The following is a 15,463-nucleotide window of genomic DNA, read 5'->3' as shown; positions in this document are numbered from 1 at the left end:
TTGTCCCGTGTCGGTGCTTCGGCGGGGGGATCGGAGGGTGATCGGGGCGATGGCCGATTCCGGTGGTGTCCGGTGGGTGGGGGTGGGTCCGGTACGTGGCCGGAACCGCGATCGACGCCCGTTTCGGTCACGGGTAGATGACGGCCGGCCCGGACGGTGCCGAGGTGGGATTCGGGCGCTCTACGGTAAACCCATGACTGTGTCGTCGGATGCCGACAAACAGCTCGCACTGATCGTCGAAGTCCAGGACCTGGCCCGGGAGTTGGGTATCGAGGTCTGGTTGCGCGGCGGTTGGGCGATGGATTTCTACCTCGGCCGGGTCACCCGGGAGCATGTGGACGTCGACTGGTTCGCGTGGGCGGAGGACGCCCCGGCGCTCACGGTCGCGTTCGCCGCGCGCGGCTTCGTGCGGTTGGCTCGGGCACCGGCCGAACAGCAGCTCGATTACACGACGGGAGACGTGGAATTGGGTTTCGCCTTCCTGGCCCGCGATCCGGAGGGCCACGTGATCGTGGCCGGCGGCCCGTGGGCGGGCGCCCGCTGGCCGGACGGGATGCTCGATACTCCGCCCGGGAAGTTGGCCGGGGTGTCGTGTCCGATCATCTCGCCGGAGGCCCAGATCGAGATCAAGTTGATGACCCCGGTCTGGCGACCGCACCGACCGCGCCGGCCCAAGGACGCGGAGGACATCGAACGCCTGCGTGAGGGATTGGCCCGGTAGGCGGTGGGGTGCGCGGTGGGGATCGCGTGACCCGGGACTGTGGGGAGGGTGGGGATGCGCTGGGGAGCGTGCCGGGCTTCGCCCGGGGTGCGTGCCGGGCTTCGCCCGGGGGTGCGGCACCGATTCGGCCGTGATCCGGATCGGGCCCGGAAACGAAATCCGTGTCGGGGAGCCGACCGCGTCGTCGGTCGAGCGGACTGAGACCGACATCGACAATCCGTGATCCGTATCCGGTCGCCGGTCGACCGTGATCGGGAAATTCGACGTGCGCTCGTGCGCGTGTGCGCACATGCGCTTTCGGGGCGCCGAGTCGTGGCCCGCGTGCCGGTACCGGCACGAGCGGTCGCGCCGAGGCGCCCTGGTCGCCGACCTGGCGAACTGTCGCGCCGACGCGACCCGATCGGCAACCCGGCAGGCAGTCACGCCGGGGTACCCCGGTCGGTAACCGGGCGGGTGGTTGAGCCGACGTGCCCCGATGGGCGAGCGGGCAGGCAGTCACACCGACGTGCCCCGATCCGGTAACCCGGGCGGGCGGTTGAACCGGGGTCTCCCGGTCGCTAACCGGGCGGGTGGTTGAGCTGGGGTGGACCGGTTGGGGCCTGGGCGGGTGGTTGGAGCCGGAGTGCCCCGATCGGCAACCCGGCAGGCAGTCACACCGACGTGCCCCGATCCAGCAACTCGGGCGGGCGGTCGAACCGAGGTAACCCGGTCGGTAACCGGGCGAGCGGAGTACCGACGTGCCCCGGTCACCCACCCGGCAGCCAGTCACACCGACGCGCCCGGATCCGGTGACCCAGGCGGGCGGTCGAGCCGACGTGCCCCAATCGGCAACCCGGGCAGGCGGTCGAACCGAGGCAACCCGGTCGGTAACCGGGCGAGCGGAGTACCGACGTGCCCCGGTCGGCAACCCGGCAGCCTGTCACGCCGAGGCGCCCCGATCCGGTGACCCAGGCGGGCGGTCGAGCCGACGTGCCCCAATCGGCAACCCGGGCAGGCGGTCGAGCCGAAGTAGCCCGGTCGGTAACCGAGCGAGCGGGCACTGACGTGCCCCGATCGGCAACCCGGCAGCCAGTCACACCGACGCGCCCCGATCCGGTGACCCAGGCGGGCGGTCGAGCCGACGTGCCCCGGTCGGCAACCCGGGCGGGCGGTCGAGCCGAGGTAGCCCGGTCGGTAACCGGGCGAGCGGGGTATCGACGTGCTCCGGTCGGTAGCCCGGGCTGGCGGTTGAACGGGGGTGTCCCGGTCGATAACCGGGCGGGTGGTTGAGCTGGGGTGGACCGGTTGGGGTCTGGGCGGGTGGTTGAGCCGGAGTGCCCCGGTTGGGTCCGGGTGGGTGGTTGCGTTGCGGGGGGTGTGGCGGTGCGAGTTTGGTGGGCGGGGGTCCGGGTGGGGTGGGTGTTGGGTGTTCGGGTGGTGGGTGGCCGGGGCTCCGGGGGGTTCGGGGGTGGCCGAGCCCCCCGGAGCGGTCACCGGCGGTCCGATCGGCGGATCGACGGTGGCCGGCCGACCCTTCGGGTCAGTTCGTGGGGGCGGGGCAGTGCAGCGTGGGGGCGTTTTGGCGGGCGCCCGCGTTGCTCAGGTCGGCGAAGCCGGTCCCGGCCAGGCCGAGTACCGCCTGGGCGGTGGCCCGGGTCGCGGTGGCCGGGTTGTACCCGCCCGCGTCGTAGGCGATCGCGCCCCGCGTGCCGGCGTCGGCCGAGCAGCCGACCTGACGCTCGGTCAGGAAGTGACGGGCGGTCAGGCCGGGGATCAGGCGCCCGCCGGACAGCAGCGCCTGCGCGGCCAGGCCCGTGCTGTTGGCGTTCGACGCGGTCGCGCCGGGCGTACCGAATCCCCCGTCCGGGAGTCGGTGTGCGACCAGCCACCGCAGGCCGGCCGCCGCCTCCTGGTGTCGCCCGGTGGCGGCCAGCGCCTGCACGCTCATCGCCGTGGAGTCGGCGTCGCTGGTGCACGTCGGCTGTCCGTAGTCGAGCGGGAATCCGCCGTCGGCGCAGTGCGCGCCGGCCAGGAAGTCCACCGCGGCGGTGGGCGCGCCGGCCGGGGTGCGATCCAGGGCCAGGAGGGCGAGGGACTGGCTGAAGGCGTTGCTGTAGTCGCCCCACGGCGAGGTGTCGGTGAATCGGCCGGAGGGCTGCTGGAGCGAGCGCAGCCGGGCGGGCAGGTCCACCCCGCCGAAGGTGGTGGGGTCGACGCGGCGCACCTCGGCGGCGAGGAGGGTCTTGGCGGTGGCTCCGGCGTAGGCGTTGGTGGTGCCGTCGCCGATGTAGCCGGACAGGATCTCCGGGCGGGCCAGCCACGCGGTGGCCTTGGCCCCGTTCTGTTCGGCGACCCCGGCCGCGGCGAACGCCAGGACCGCGTCGATGGTCAGGCCCTGGTCGGGGTAGGTCACGCCGTCGAAGGTGGTCTCGAAGCGCTCGCCGTCGACGAGTTGCCGGGCCAGCCAACCGGCCGCCGCCTGGGTGCGGTTGCCGGCGAGCACGGACGCGGTCGCCGCGGGCGTCGGGTCGCTCGTGGGCGGTGCCGCCACGGCGGTGGTCGGGATCAGGGCGGTCGCGCCGGCCAGGGCCAGTCCGCCGAACAGCGCGGCCATCCGGCGTCCGGGGCGGGTGAGCGTCATCACGGTGCCTTTCCGGGCCCACGACGCGGCGGACCCGGCGGATCCGTACGGCCGAACGGGACCGCCGACGGCGGCACCGTCCCGGCGCGCGGGGCGCTGGGGCTCCGCCCCGCGGACCACGACGGGGAAGGGAGACGAAACGCTCCGACGACAGGCATTCGGGCTGGCCGTCGGGAGCGACGGACCACCGTTGCGGGTCAGCGCCGGATTCACACCGGACTTCCCCTGCCACCGGAGATGGGGCTGGAAAACGGGATGCTACGGGAGCTACGGAACCGCGGGTCGCCACGCGGGCGACCGGATCGAGTCGCGATGTCCGCAACGGACACCGCGGGTACACCGGTATCCCGGCGTGTCGACGTCCCGCACTCTACGAGTTCGGGCGCGCGGGAAGAAACGCCGTTTCCGGCCAAGGACCGCGCCACCACGCCACCGACCGCCCGACCCGACCCAACGCATCGACTCCGTGGGCGACTTCGTGGCGATCGGTTTCCGTGCGCCCGGGGCGGCTTCGCGGGTCCGTCCGAACGCGATGGGAACGTCCCACGTCGCAGCGGTGGTTCGGGTCGCTTCCGGGCCGCCCGACGGTCGCGCGAGGCGACGATCGTGACGAACCGCACGGCGAATCGTCTTCCCGTCCCGTTATCCGAAGCACGGAATGCTCCGTATGCGCCGCTCGCCGACCCGTGTCGGCACCCTCACAACTTGATGATTCGAAACCCAGGGGAAGCCGGTCGAAATCCGGCGCCGACCCGCAACCGTAGGCGGTGGCCGCGAGGCCGCCGCGAGTCGGAATACCTGGGTGCGTACGAAGTGCGGGCTCCAGCTGTCGTGGACTACACGCTGAAGCCCGGGCTTTCCGACCGGCGGCGTCGCGGTCTGCGGCGCCGTGCTCGTAGCCGTTTCCCGGCCTTCTCCGGCTCCGACCGGGGCCCGACCGTCGACACGGTCATGGCGCCGGCCGCCACCCGCTCGGAGCCTGCGGCGCCGAAGGCCGCCGCCGACGCCGTGGACGTGGACGTGGACGTACGCAGGTACAACAGCGCCGAGGAGCGGGGTTTTTCCCGGCTCGCGGATCGCCGGCGCGACCACGAAGGTGCTGTTCGCGGCCGTGGTTGCGGACTCGCCGGTGACCTCCACCGTGCCGCAGGCGACCTGCTCTACCCGGAGACGGTCGACGCGGAATGCGCCGAGGCGGACCGGGAATCCGGCGCCGAACCCGGTGCGTGCCGAGCGCTGTTGGATCGCATCGCGCCGGGTATCGACGGCGCCGTCCACCCGCGCGGCGTCTCCGAGGGGCAGCGGCCGGCACTGGTGCCGGCGATCCGACTCGTGGCGGCGCCGCACGTGGTGCTGCTCGACGAACCCACCCGGGGTCTCGACCACCGCGCCAAGCTCCGCTTCGTCCGGGTGGTGCGCGAACTCGCGGACGCGGGACGGGTAATCGTCCTGGCCACGCACGACGTCGAGTTCGTGGCGCAGGTCGCCGATCGGGTGGTGGTGATGGCCGAGAGGGACCTCATCGCGGACGGCCCGACCGCCGAAGTGGTGGTGTCATCGCTGGCGTTCGCACCGCAGGTGGCCAAGACCTCGGCGCTGCGCGGTGGTTGACGGTCGGCGATGTCGAGGAGGCACTGGGCGGGGCGGCGACGGGTGGGCGGGCGATCCCGACGTCCGGCCGGCCACCGCCACGACGTCCGGGCGGCCGATGACCGCGCCCGGGAATCCGTACAGGACAGGGAGACGACCGGATAAGCACCGTCGACACCGGCAACCGCTCGAACACGATCCGGATCACCCCGCGGACCGCGATCGTGCCGGCCGTCGCCTCGGTCACCGGCCCGGCCATGTTCCTGTGGCCGCTGCTCGCCTCCCCGGCGCCGGGGTCGGCGGCGCATTCGGGGGACGCGCCGCTGATCTTCGCGGTCCTGCCGCCGTTCGTGGTCGCGGTGGTGCCGGCCGAACCGACCGGCGGCGGGCTCGACTCCAAGGCGCCGGCCATGCCGGCGTACTGTCCGCGATCAACGCGGCACTGCGGCCGCTGGGCGCCGCACGGCGGGGATCGAGACGGTGTTCTTCATGCTCGTCCCGGCCGGGCGGGTTTCGGGCCCGGGTTCGGGTTCGGGTTCGGGTTCTTGCTCGGCTGTACATCGCTGTTCGTGTCCGCCCTGCTGACCGCCGGGGTCGGGCCGGCGTTCGTACCCGGCGACGCCGTCCTGGACAACCTGTGCCGGTTCTCCGTGTTCGCCGTGCTCACCTCGGGACACCGAATGGGCGATCACCAACTGTGTCGCGATCGTGCCGGTCAGGCGTCGGCGGCGACCGTGACGGGCGGGCCGAAGCGCACCGGCACGCCCGGGGAGTAGAGCACGCTGGTCGGGGCGCCGGTGACGTTCGGGAGGCCGGCGGCGGCGATCAGGTTCTCGTCGAGGCGCAGCACCTCGGCGTGGTGCAACGACCACTGCGGATGCGCGTTGGGCAGGTAGAGGGTGCGGCCGGCGACGCGGGTGTGCAGGCCCCAACGCGCGGTCAGGAAGTGTTCCAGCGGCCCGGGTTCGGTCACCGGCGGTCCGACCCGGACCTCGACCGTCGCCGCGTGCGGCGCGCCCTCGACGCGGTGCCGGCGGGTGGTGTAGCGCACCCGGTCGCCGGCGCGCTCGATCCGCATCCGGGCCCAGCGGTAGGGCAGGCGCAGCGTGGCCCGGGCGGTCAGCACCGGGAGCAGGCGGGCGGCCTCCAGGGAGCGGAAGACGACGCCGCGACGACCGGCGCCGTCCACCGAGTACAGCCGTACGTTGGTCTCCGGGAAGGTGCCCAGCCACGGAACGCGCGGCAGCCGCAGGAGGCCGACGTCGACCATCCGGAACGGGACCAGGCCGACGTAGGTCACCCCGTCGAGCACGTCGGGCCGGGTGCCCTCGGGGAGCAGCGGGGCGACCTCGGCGGGCGGCACGGGCCAGTGCAGGAAGGTGAGTTCGCTCCAGCGCTGGGTGAGTACCACGTGCCGGATCCCGCGCGGCGCCAACGGGGTGACGGGTTCGATCCTCATCGGGCCATGGTGGCGTATCGGCGGGGGCGAGTGTCGCCGCATCGCCCGGGTCGGGGCCGGCGCCCGTTCATCGTGGTGTCTGGGCGGCGATCAGGGCCTCGCCCGTCGGGGAGCGGTAGTACAGGACGGAGCGGCCGGCACGGCGGCGCAGCACCAGGTGGGCGTCGAGCAGGATCCGCAGGTGGCGGCCGACCGAGCCCAGGCCCTGGCCGGTGAGGGCAACCAGTTGGCTGGTGCTCTTGGGCGTGTCCAGGCGGACCAGTACGCCGGCCCGGCCCACTCCGAGGAGGCGGGCCAGCGCATCGGCCCCGGCCGGTCGGGGGCCGTCGGCCAGGACGCCGGAGCAGGGGTAGATCACCGCGTAGTGCCGGGCCTCGTCCCAGGCCACCCAGCCGCGCCCGGGGGTGACCGGGACGAACGACAGCCGCGCACGGCCGAGATCGCGCGGCGGGTAGTCGTACGCGTTGATCCGCAGTCGGCTCGCGCCCAGCCAGCGCATGCCCGGGCGCAGGTCGTCCAGCGCCGCCGCCCAGCCGCCGCGGCCGAGTCGATCGGTGCGGGCGACGATGTCGGCCTCGATGATCCGGCGGCGGCGCGGCCAGTCGGGGCGGACCACCACGGTCCAGACCCAGTCCAGGATGTCGGCGGCGCGGGCGGCGAGGTCGTCGCGCCGCAGCGCGGGCGGCAGTGATCCGCCCATCGACACCTCCAGGTCGGCCCGGGCGTCGGCGGCGGAGGCGGCCCGGACCCGCGCCAGTTCCGTGCCGAAGCCCGGCTCCGGATCGCGGGTCGGCGGAGGCGTGAGGAAGTCGGCGTTCCAACTGCCGCCGTAGCCGACGCGCAGCAGCAGCGCGGTGATCGGGTCGGCGGCGAGCCGGGCCCGGTAGGCGGGCAGGTGCGCGGCCAACCAGGCGCCCTCGCCGGGGTGGCGGGCCGTACCGCGCTCCAGGGTCTTCAGCGTCGCGGTGACCTCGGCCAGTGGTGAAACGGTGAAGCGGCTCCCCGCGAGCGTATCCGCGTCGACCTGCCACCACCCCATGCTTTCGCCTCCCGGCGAAACAGTAACGCCCCGGCCCCACCTGCCCCGAAGCTCTCGCCATGCGCACCTACCGAGAGCTGTTCCGAACACCGGAGTACACCCCGTTGTTCGCCGCCACATCCGCCCATCTGGCGGCGATGACGGTGAGCGGACTGGCCCTGGGCACCCTGGTCTTCGACCGGACGGGCTCGCCGCTGCTGGCCGCGCTCGGCATGTTCGGCGGGTCGCTCGCGCAAGTGGTGGGGGCGACCGCGCTGATGTCGGCGGCCGACCGGTTGCCGCCCCGGGCCGCGTTGACCGCGACGGGCCTGATGTTCGCCCTGGGTACGGCCGCGTTGACCCTGCCCGGAATGCCGCTGTGGGCGCTGTTCGCCATCGTGTTGGGCCAGGGCGCGGTGGCCGCGGTGGGAGGCGGGGTGCGTTTCGGGCTGCTGAACGAGATCCTGCCCCGGGACGGCTACCTGCTCGGCCGGTCGGTGCTCAACATGAGCAACGGGACGGTACAGATCCTCGGCTACTCGCTCGGCGCCGTGCTGGTCACCGCGCTGTCCGCGCGCGGCACGCTCCTGGTGGGGGCCGGGTTGTACCTGCTCGCGGCGGTGGTGTCGCGGTGCGGGCTGGCGGCTCGGCCGCCGCGCGCGGCCGGTCGACCGTCGGTGGCCGAGACGTGGCGCAACAACGCGCTGCTGTGGTCGGTCAAGCCGCGCCGGTACGTCTACCTCGCGCTGTGGGTGCCCAACGGGCTGGTCGTCGGCTGCGAGTCGTTGTTCATCCCACTCGAACCCGACCACGCGGGACTGCTGTTCGCGGCGGCGGCGCTGGGCATGCTGGCCGGGGACGTGGTCGGCGGCCGGTTCGTGCCGGGGCCGTGGCGGCACCGGCTCGGGCTGCCGATGTTGCTGCTGCTCGCCGGGCCGTACCTGCTGTTCGTGACGCGTCCGGCGCTGCCGCTCGCGCTGGTCGTGGTCGCGATCGCGTCGGTCGGCTACTCGGCGAGCCTGCTGTTCCAGGAGCGGCTGATGGCCATGACGCCGGACGAGTTGAGCGGCCAGGCGCTGGGGCTGCACTCGTCCGGGATGGTGGCGATGCAGGGGGTCTGCGCGTCGCTCGCGGGCGGGATCGCGCAGGTGACGTCGCCGACCACCGCGATGGTGGTGATGGCGGGGCTGTCGATCACGGTGACGCTGAGCCTGACGGCGGGCCTGCGGGCGGGGCCGGGGGCGGCGGAGGTGCCCGTGGGGTGATGTCGGTGCCGTTCGAGAGCATGTACGCATGATCGACACCCCGGCGCCGGCCGCCGTTCTCGCCGACTTCGACGCGTACACCCGGGCCGTCGCGGCCGTCGCCGACGCCGCGCGGGCCTACTACGGCGGCGCCGAGTCCACCGTCGACGACGACACCTACGACCGGCTGCTGCGCGGGATCGAGGCGTACGAGCGGACGCACCCCGAGCACGCGGTCGCCGAGTCCCCCGTGGGCAAGGTCGCCGCGGGTGCGCTGCCCGGCGGGGAGGTGCCGCACACGGTGCCGATGCTGAGCCTGGACAACGTGTTCGCCCCGGAGGGGCTGACCGCGTGGGCCGCGTCGTTGGAGCGCCGGCTGGGGCGGGCGCCGGCGGCGCTGACGGTCGAGCCGAAGATGGACGGCCTCGCCGTCGCGGTGCGCTACCGCGAGGGCCGGCTCGACCGGCTGATCACCCGCGGCGACGGCATCGCCGGGGAGGACGTCTCGCACGCGATCGGCACCATCGTCGGTCTGCCCGAGCGGCTGGCCGAACCGGTCTCGATCGAGGTGCGCGGCGAAGTCCTGCTCACCACCGCGCAGTTCGAGGCGGCAAACGAGATCCGCCGGGAGTACGGCGCGAGTGTGTTCGCCAATCCGCGCGGCGGCGCGGCCGGCACGCTGCGGGCCAAGGACCGGCCGTACGTGATCCCGATGACCTTCTTCGGCTATGTGGCCCTGCCGCTGCCCGACGACGAGAGCACGTTCGCGGCCGAGTTGCGCACCGCCGACCACTCGGCGGTGATGGCCCGGGTGGAGGCGCTGGGCGTGCTCACCACCGGACGTACCGCCGCGCGGCTCCGGGTGTGCGCCACGATCGCCGAGGTCCAGGCCGGGGTGGACGAAATCGCCGCGCTGCGGGCCGAGTTGCCGTTCGGGATCGACGGCGTGGTGATCAAGGCCGACGCCGCCGTCGACCAGGCCGAGGCCGGCAACGGCACGCGTGCGCCGCGCTGGGCGATCGCGTACAAGATGGCCGCCGTGCACAAGATCACCCGGCTCCTGGGGGTCGACTGGGCGGTCGGCCGCACGGGGGTGATCGCGCCGCGCGCGATCCTGGACCCGATCGAGATCGACGGCAGCGTCGTCGGCTTCGCGACCCTGCACAACCCGGCCGACATCGAGCGTCGCGGGCTGATGATCGGCGACACGGTCAGCGTGTACAAGGCGGGCGACATCATCCCGCGCGTGGAGGCCCCGTTGGTGCACGCGCGCACCGGCGCCGAGACGCCGATCGAGTTCCCCACCGCGTGCCCCAAGTGCGGCGGCGAGGTGGACACCTCGCAGCAGCGGTGGCGGTGCGCGCAGGGCCGCGCGTGCGGTCTGCACGCCGGGATCCTGTACGCGGTGGGCCGCGACCAACTCGACATCGAGGGCATCGGTGGCCGGATCGTCACGCAACTCGTCGAATCCGGCGCGGTCGCCGACGTGGCCGACCTGTTCACCCTCACCCGCGAACAGTTCCTGGCGCTGGACCGGATCGACAAGATCGCCGACCGGCTGATGGCGGGCATCGAGGAGGCTCGGGTCAAGCCGCTGAACCGGGTGTTGTGCGCGCTGGGGGTGCGGTTGACCGGGCGCTCGATGTCCCGGCGGATCGCCCGCCACTTCGGCACGATGGACGCGATCCGCGCGGCCGACGTGGAGGCGATGGCGCGGGTCGAGGGGATCGGGCCCGGAAAGGCGGCGGTGATCGTCGCCGAACTGGCCGAACTCGCGGATGTCATCGACAAGTTGGTGGCGGCCGGGGTGAACATGACCGAGCCCGGGGTGGTGCCGGGCACGAGTGCGGATGGGGATGCGGGGGCAGAGGCATCCGCGGACGAATCGGCGGGCGAGGCCGGGCCGCTCGCGGGCATGGCCGTCGTGGTGACCGGGGCGATGACCGGTGCGCTCGCGACGCTGTCGCGCAACGAGATGAACGAGTTGATCGAACGCGCCGGTGGCACCGCCTCGTCCGGGGTGTCCAAGAAGACGGCGCTCGTGGTCGCCGGGGACAAGGCCGGATCCAAGCGGACCAAGGCGGAGCAACTGGGTGTGCGGATCCTGACGCCGGAGGAATTCGCGGAACTGGTAGGGGCGTTGCTCCCGTCCTGACCGACGGGGGCGCCGGCATTCGCGTCGATACCCGCTCCGACGACGGCGATTCGGGCGATCCATAGCAGATCGACGAACACCGCGAGGCGAATAGGACGATATCGGTGTGCGAAGTCGCGGACGCCGGCATCGTCGCGTTCGGGAGCCGGTGGTGGCCGGGAAGGTTCGCAGCACGCGGAAGCGCCGGGCCGCACCACCCTTCGACGACGAATGGAGTCCCCATGGTCGAGGCACATCCCCCGCGAATACCGCTGCCGTTCGCTCTCGACCGCAATCCGCACGCGCCCGAAGCGGAATGCCGGCTGCTCGACTGGGCCCGACGCCACGACCTGCTCGACCACGCCGACGCCGAGAAACGGCTGGTCGGCGCGCGGCTCGGGGACCTCGCCGCCTACACGCACCCCGACGCCGAGCCCGACCGGCTGGTCCTGTACGCGCAGTTCATCGCCTGGCAGTTCCTCACGCACGACCGCTACGCCGAACCGGACGAACGCACCGCAACCGGCCGGGAGCACCTGATGGATCAGGTCGAGCCGGTGTACCGCACGGGTCGCGCCGATCCCGCCGCCGGGCCGATGGCGCGCGCGCTCGCGGACATCCTGGGGCGGGTGTATCCGGCCATGAGTGCGGACTGGCGCGAGCGTTTCGTGGTCGAGGGCGTGGAGACCCTGCGACACGTGTTGCCACACCCTCCGGGCGGGCCACGCACGGCGGGGCGGGATCACCCCGGTGGGGTCGAGGCGTATGTGCGGCATCGGCGGTTCGCCTGCGGGCAGTTCCCGTGTCTGCTGCTGGACGAGTACATGGCGGGCGGGGAACTGGCGGTGGTGATTCGGGACGGTGCGGCGTACGACGATGTGCGCAACGCGCAGGCGGACGTGGTTTCCTGGACCAGCGACTACTACGCGTCGCGGGACAGTGCGGTCGGTGGCGGCGGGGTGGGTGCGGGTTCCGGGGCCGGTCGCGGGGCGGATGTGGCCACCGACCTGGTCGGTGTGCTCGCGTACACGGAGCATGTGGGACGCGCGCATGCGGAATCGGCGGTGGCCGCGCGGATTCAGGATCGGGTGGCCGACTTCCTGAGCGCGCGCCGGGAGTTGCAGGGCGGCGGGAGCGCGACGGCGTTGGCGGATCCGGCTGCCGATCTGGTGCTGACGCGCTGCGTTTCGGCGATGCACCATCGCATGGCGGGGACGGAGGCTTGGGCGTGGGAGAACGTCCGGTCGATCGACCGTCGGCGGGGGGTGGCCGGTGCGAGTGCGCGGAGCGCCGAGGGTGGTGGGCTGCGGGTGCCGGAGTTCGTGGAGGACCTGTTGGATGCTCGGGGTCGGCCGCGGGGTTGGGACGGCGGTGCGGCGGGGCATCGGTGGCCGTAGGGGTGGGCCCGGGCCCGGTGCGCGTGAGGTGAACCCGATGTGGCTTGCCGTCCTCAAACGCCGGACGGGCTGGGGCTGTTGGTGCGGCCTGCAGGTCGGCTGCGGTACGGGCTCGATGGGCCCGCGCGCCTCGCGTCGTGGGCCCGGAGGCCGCTTGGTGTCCTCAAACGCCGGACGCGCTGGGGCGGTTGGTGCGGCTGGCAGGTCGGCTGCGGTGCGGGCTCGATAGGCCCGCGCGCCTCGTGTGGTGGGCCCGGAGCCGCTTGGCGTCCTCAAACGCCGGACGGGCTAGGGCGGTTGGTGCGGCCGGCAAGTCGGCTGCGGTACGGGCTCGATGGGCCCGCGCGTCTCGGGTCGTGGGCCGAGGGCTGCTCGGGGTCCTCAAACGCCGGACGGGCTGTGAGGGTTGTTGATATTGGGGAATCGGTTGCGGTGTGCGGCGCGGTGAGCCTGCGCGCCTCGTGTCGTGAGCCTGGGGCCGTGGCGGCCGTTGTTCGGGTTCCCGTGGTCAGGGACGCCGTTGCCGCGTTCAGGGCGTGTGGGCAGACCGGCCTCGGGCTCGAATGTCCGTTGGTGCGCTGCTGGAGGTGGCCTGTGGTGGGCAACTTGGCGGCGGGTGTGCGGAGTTGGGCCATGGCGGCGTGGATTTCGGCTCGGGCGGACGGTGCGCGTATCGTCTCGGCGAGCGCTTCGTCGGCGGTGGCTGGGCCCACCGTGCGCTCCAGGTCGGGGAGCGGGTCCCGCCGGTGTGTTCCCGCGCGGGGTCCCGGGCCGGGTCGGGCAGGTGCAGGGCCTCGGTGAGCAGGGTTTCAGCGCGGCGCCGCCGTGGGCGGCCGTGTCGGCGGCGGGTTCGAGCACCGGGATCCCCGACCGGGGCGGGGACGGCGTCCCACAGGTCCTGGACACGTTCCGGCATGGCCGGCCGCTCGGCGTAGGCGTAGGCCGCGCCCGCCGCGCGCCAGGCGGTGGCGAAGGCGCGGGGCCGGTCCCCGGCGGCGTACCGGTGCGCGGCCGGTTCGGCGGCGGCCCGGCCCTCCGGGGCGGGCGCGGGGCCGGCGGTCGGCGCCCGCGCGCGCCGGGTGTGCAGCCGGATCCGCTCGCCCGGGAGGAGATCGTGGTGGACCGCGTCGCGGATCAGCGTGCGCCGGAAGCCGTAGCCGTCGCCGATCGGGATCGGCAGCCGAGCGTCGATCACGGCGCGCAGCGCGTCGTCGATGTCGGTGGCGCCGTGCCCGGGATTCGGGTGGGGGTCGCGGTGTCGACGGCGTTGATCGTGTGGAGGAGGGCGTGGCCGACGGTGGTTCCGGCGACGGCCGCGCGGTCGGGCGAGTCGACGCGGTGTGCGCCGGTCAACAGCAACTCGCGCAGCGGGGCCGGGGTTTCGGCGGCGGTGTCCGCGTCGGGCTCGACTCGGGTGCGCGCCGGCGCCTCGACGAACAGCGGGTTGCCCTCGCTGCGGCGGAAGACGCGTTCCACGTCTCGAGGGTCCGGCGGCCGGTCGACCGGCGCGTGCGTGGCAGGGCCGACGGCGTGCCCGATGGAACCCCGGCGGACGCGCCGATCCCCGTCGGGTAGTGTTGCCGCCGCGCCCGGTTCGGGGCGCGGATCGGACTCGACGTCGAGGAGGTGGGACCCATTACCGCTGTGTCAGGTCGGGTGCTCTCCTTCCACGACCGTGCGGCCTCCCCGGCTTAGGTGAGCCCGCGAGAGCACCCTTCGGCATCCCGAAAGGCTCCAAGGCTCTCATGTCGGATTCCTCCGCCGCACCGTTCCCGATGTCCTCGACTTCCTCGATGTCTTCGATGGCACCCATCGTTGCCACGCTTCGCGCCGCCGGTTGTGTATTCGCCGAGGACGAGGCGCGGTTGCTCGTCTCCACCGCCGTCGATCCGGCCCAACTCGCCGCGATGGTGGATCGCCGGGTGGCCGGCCTCCCGCTGGAACACGTGCTCGGCTGGGCCGAGTTCCGCGGCCTGCGGATCGCCGTCGATCCGGGCGTCTTCGTCCCGCGCAGGCGTACCGGGTTCCTGGTCGAACAGGCCGTCGCGCTGGCCCGTCCGGGCGCGGTCGTGGTCGACCTGTGCTGCGGCTCGGGCGCGTTGGGCGCGGCCGTGACGGCCGAGGTGGCCGGCGTCGAGGTGTACGCCGCCGACATCGACCCGGCCGCGGTGCGGTGCGCACGGCGCAACGTCGCGGCGGATCGGGTGTACGAGGGCGACCTGTACGAACCGTTGCCCGCCTCGCTGCGCGGTCGGATCGACGTCCTGATCGCCAACACCCCGTACGTGCCCACCGAGGACATCCAACTGCTGCCCTCGGAGGCCCGGATCCACGAACCCCGGGTGGCGCTGGACGGCGGCTCGGACGGTCTGGACGTCCAGCGTCGGGTCGCCGCGGCGGCGCCGGATTGGCTCGCCCCCGGCGGTGGACTGCTGGTCGAGACCAGCGAGCGGCAGACGGCGCGCACGGTCGAGGTGTTCCGGACCGCCGGCCTGCGTACGCGGGTGGTCGAGTCGGAGGAGTTGTACGCCACGGTCGTGATCGGCACGCGGGCGGCGGACGGGTAGGGGTCGGCGCGGGAACGCCCGGCGTCTCCCGCTCCCGCCCGCCCCGGTCTATTCGGCGCCGTCCAGCGGACAGTCCATCCCGGTGTCGATCTCCTCCATCCCGACACCGACACCACCAACGCCGACACCGTCCCCGGCTCCGTCCCCGGCCCCGACCTCGGATCCGTCCACCCCCGCGGCCTCCGCCCGGGCGCTCGCGCAGACCCCGCTCAGGCCGTCCCGGATGGTGCGGCCGATCTCGGCCATCGAGGCCACCTGGCGCGGCGTCAACGTGTCGAACACGTGCTCCCGCACGGTGGCCGCGTGGGTCGGCTCGGCCTCCGCCAGGGCGGTCAGACCCGCGTCGGTCAGATGTGCGACCCAGCCCCGCCGATCCCCCTCGGCGGGGCCCCGGGAGACCCATCCGGACTTCTCCATGGCGGTCACGGCGTGTGACAGTCGGCTACTGGACGACAACGACGCGGCGGCCAGTTCGCTCATCCGCATCCGACGATCCGGCGATTCGGCGAGCAGGCCCAGGATCTCGAAGTACGTCATCGGCATGCCCGCCTCGCGCCGCATCCGCCGGTCCAGATGGGCGGCGAGTTCCCTGGTCCCGGTGAAGTACGACCGCCAGATCTCGCGCTCGGAGGTGGTCAGCCGATCGTCGTCGTTCATGGGAACAGCATAAGACTTGTTGAATCCTCAACTTACTGGTGCTATGTTGCTGAGCG

General features: G+C 73.2%; 12 protein-coding genes, 1 pseudogene and 1 riboswitch. Of the genes and pseudogenes, 7 read left to right on the top strand and 6 right to left on the bottom strand.

Features of this window, described 5'->3' with window-relative positions; genetic code table 11:
• Positions 1-193: 193 nt before the first annotated feature.
• Complete coding sequence (locus EMA17_RS11885; RefSeq protein WP_246126599.1) at positions 194-721, top strand: nucleotidyltransferase domain-containing protein; 528 nt, start codon at positions 194-196, stop codon at positions 719-721.
• A 1,519-nt stretch (positions 722-2,240) separates the two neighbouring features.
• On the opposite strand, the gene EMA17_RS11875 is transcribed toward EMA17_RS11885, so the two are convergent.
• Positions 2,241-3,341 carry a prenyltransferase/squalene oxidase repeat-containing protein gene (locus tag EMA17_RS11875; protein WP_126636898.1) on the bottom strand — a complete coding sequence of 367 codons (1,101 nt, stop codon included), beginning with the start codon at positions 3,339-3,341 and terminating at the stop codon, positions 2,241-2,243.
• A 132-nt stretch (positions 3,342-3,473) separates the two neighbouring features.
• A riboswitch (cobalamin riboswitch) is annotated at positions 3,474-3,592 on the bottom strand.
• Positions 3,593-4,292: 700 nt separating this feature from the next.
• Between EMA17_RS11875 and EMA17_RS11870 the strand changes: the two genes are divergently transcribed.
• Positions 4,293-4,952, top strand: coding sequence for an AAA family ATPase (locus EMA17_RS11870; RefSeq protein WP_174861347.1), 660 nt, complete (start codon positions 4,293-4,295; stop codon positions 4,950-4,952).
• A gap of 140 nt (positions 4,953-5,092) precedes the next feature.
• Positions 5,093-5,533, top strand: a pseudogene (locus EMA17_RS11865) (ECF transporter S component); the annotation flags it as partial.
• Positions 5,534-5,646: 113 nt separating this feature from the next.
• On the opposite strand, the gene EMA17_RS11860 reads toward EMA17_RS11865, so the two are convergent.
• Positions 5,647-6,390, bottom strand: a complete 744-nt coding sequence (locus EMA17_RS11860; RefSeq protein ID WP_126636897.1) for a YqjF family protein — start codon at positions 6,388-6,390, stop codon at positions 5,647-5,649.
• A gap of 67 nt (positions 6,391-6,457) precedes the next feature.
• Complete coding sequence (locus EMA17_RS11855) at positions 6,458-7,429, bottom strand: ArsR/SmtB family transcription factor (protein WP_126636896.1); 972 nt, start codon at positions 7,427-7,429, stop codon at positions 6,458-6,460.
• Between the two features lie 59 nt (positions 7,430-7,488).
• Between EMA17_RS11855 and EMA17_RS11850 the strand changes: the two genes are divergently transcribed.
• From EMA17_RS11850 to EMA17_RS11840, 3 genes are all read left to right on the top strand, one after another.
• On the top strand, positions 7,489-8,673 hold the full coding sequence (locus tag EMA17_RS11850; protein WP_126636895.1) for an MFS transporter: 1,185 nt from the start codon (positions 7,489-7,491) through the stop codon (positions 8,671-8,673).
• Between the two features lie 28 nt (positions 8,674-8,701).
• Complete coding sequence (gene ligA / locus EMA17_RS11845; RefSeq protein WP_126636894.1) at positions 8,702-10,807, top strand: NAD-dependent DNA ligase LigA; 2,106 nt, start codon at positions 8,702-8,704, stop codon at positions 10,805-10,807.
• Positions 10,808-11,028: 221 nt separating this feature from the next.
• Positions 11,029-12,183 (top strand): terpene synthase family protein, encoded by a 1,155-nt coding sequence (locus EMA17_RS11840; RefSeq protein WP_126636893.1) that lies wholly within the window; start codon positions 11,029-11,031, stop codon positions 12,181-12,183.
• 529 nt (positions 12,184-12,712) lie between these two features.
• Here the strand turns inward: EMA17_RS11840 and EMA17_RS11835 are convergent.
• The gene (locus tag EMA17_RS11835; RefSeq protein WP_126636892.1) at positions 12,713-13,378 is read right to left on the bottom strand and encodes a hypothetical protein; all 666 of its coding nucleotides are present in this window, start codon (positions 13,376-13,378) and stop codon (positions 12,713-12,715) included.
• Positions 13,375-13,659: a hypothetical protein gene (locus EMA17_RS11830; RefSeq protein WP_126636891.1), complete on the bottom strand. Its 285-nt coding sequence runs from the start codon at positions 13,657-13,659 to the stop codon at positions 13,375-13,377. Before EMA17_RS11830 ends, EMA17_RS11835 begins: the two co-directional genes overlap by 4 nt.
• A gap of 299 nt (positions 13,660-13,958) precedes the next feature.
• Between EMA17_RS11830 and EMA17_RS11825 the strand changes: the two genes are divergently transcribed.
• Positions 13,959-14,750, top strand: coding sequence for a putative protein N(5)-glutamine methyltransferase (locus tag EMA17_RS11825; protein ID WP_126636890.1), 792 nt, complete (start codon positions 13,959-13,961; stop codon positions 14,748-14,750).
• A gap of 48 nt (positions 14,751-14,798) precedes the next feature.
• On the opposite strand, the gene EMA17_RS11820 is transcribed toward EMA17_RS11825, so the two are convergent.
• Complete coding sequence (locus tag EMA17_RS11820; RefSeq protein WP_126636889.1) at positions 14,799-15,407, bottom strand: MarR family winged helix-turn-helix transcriptional regulator; 609 nt, start codon at positions 15,405-15,407, stop codon at positions 14,799-14,801.
• Positions 15,408-15,463 lie beyond the last annotated feature (56 nt).

It is taken from the genome of Embleya hyalina (assembly GCF_003967355.1).
Taxonomy (GTDB): Bacteria; Actinomycetota; Actinomycetes; order Streptomycetales; family Streptomycetaceae; genus Embleya; species Embleya hyalina.
This window is presented reverse-complemented; position numbering and strand designations above follow the sequence as displayed.

Bases quoted from the DNA above. Each gene is read 5' to 3' on its own strand.
- EMA17_RS11885 (WP_246126599.1), top strand. From the start codon at position 194: ATGACTGTGTCGTCGGATGCCGACAAACAGCTCGCACTGATCGTCGAA.
- EMA17_RS11875 (WP_126636898.1), bottom strand. From the start codon at position 3,341: ATGACGCTCACCCGCCCCGGACGCCGGATGGCCGCGCTGTTCGGCGGA.
- EMA17_RS11870 (WP_174861347.1), top strand. From the start codon at position 4,293: ATGGCGCCGGCCGCCACCCGCTCGGAGCCTGCGGCGCCGAAGGCCGCC.
- EMA17_RS11860 (WP_126636897.1), bottom strand. From the start codon at position 6,390: ATGAGGATCGAACCCGTCACCCCGTTGGCGCCGCGCGGGATCCGGCAC.
- EMA17_RS11855 (WP_126636896.1), bottom strand. From the start codon at position 7,429: ATGGGGTGGTGGCAGGTCGACGCGGATACGCTCGCGGGGAGCCGCTTC.
- EMA17_RS11850 (WP_126636895.1), top strand. From the start codon at position 7,489: ATGCGCACCTACCGAGAGCTGTTCCGAACACCGGAGTACACCCCGTTG.
- ligA (WP_126636894.1), top strand. From the start codon at position 8,702: ATGATCGACACCCCGGCGCCGGCCGCCGTTCTCGCCGACTTCGACGCG.
- EMA17_RS11840 (WP_126636893.1), top strand. From the start codon at position 11,029: ATGGTCGAGGCACATCCCCCGCGAATACCGCTGCCGTTCGCTCTCGAC.
- EMA17_RS11825 (WP_126636890.1), top strand. From the start codon at position 13,959: ATGTCCTCGACTTCCTCGATGTCTTCGATGGCACCCATCGTTGCCACG.
- EMA17_RS11820 (WP_126636889.1), bottom strand. From the start codon at position 15,407: ATGAACGACGACGATCGGCTGACCACCTCCGAGCGCGAGATCTGGCGG.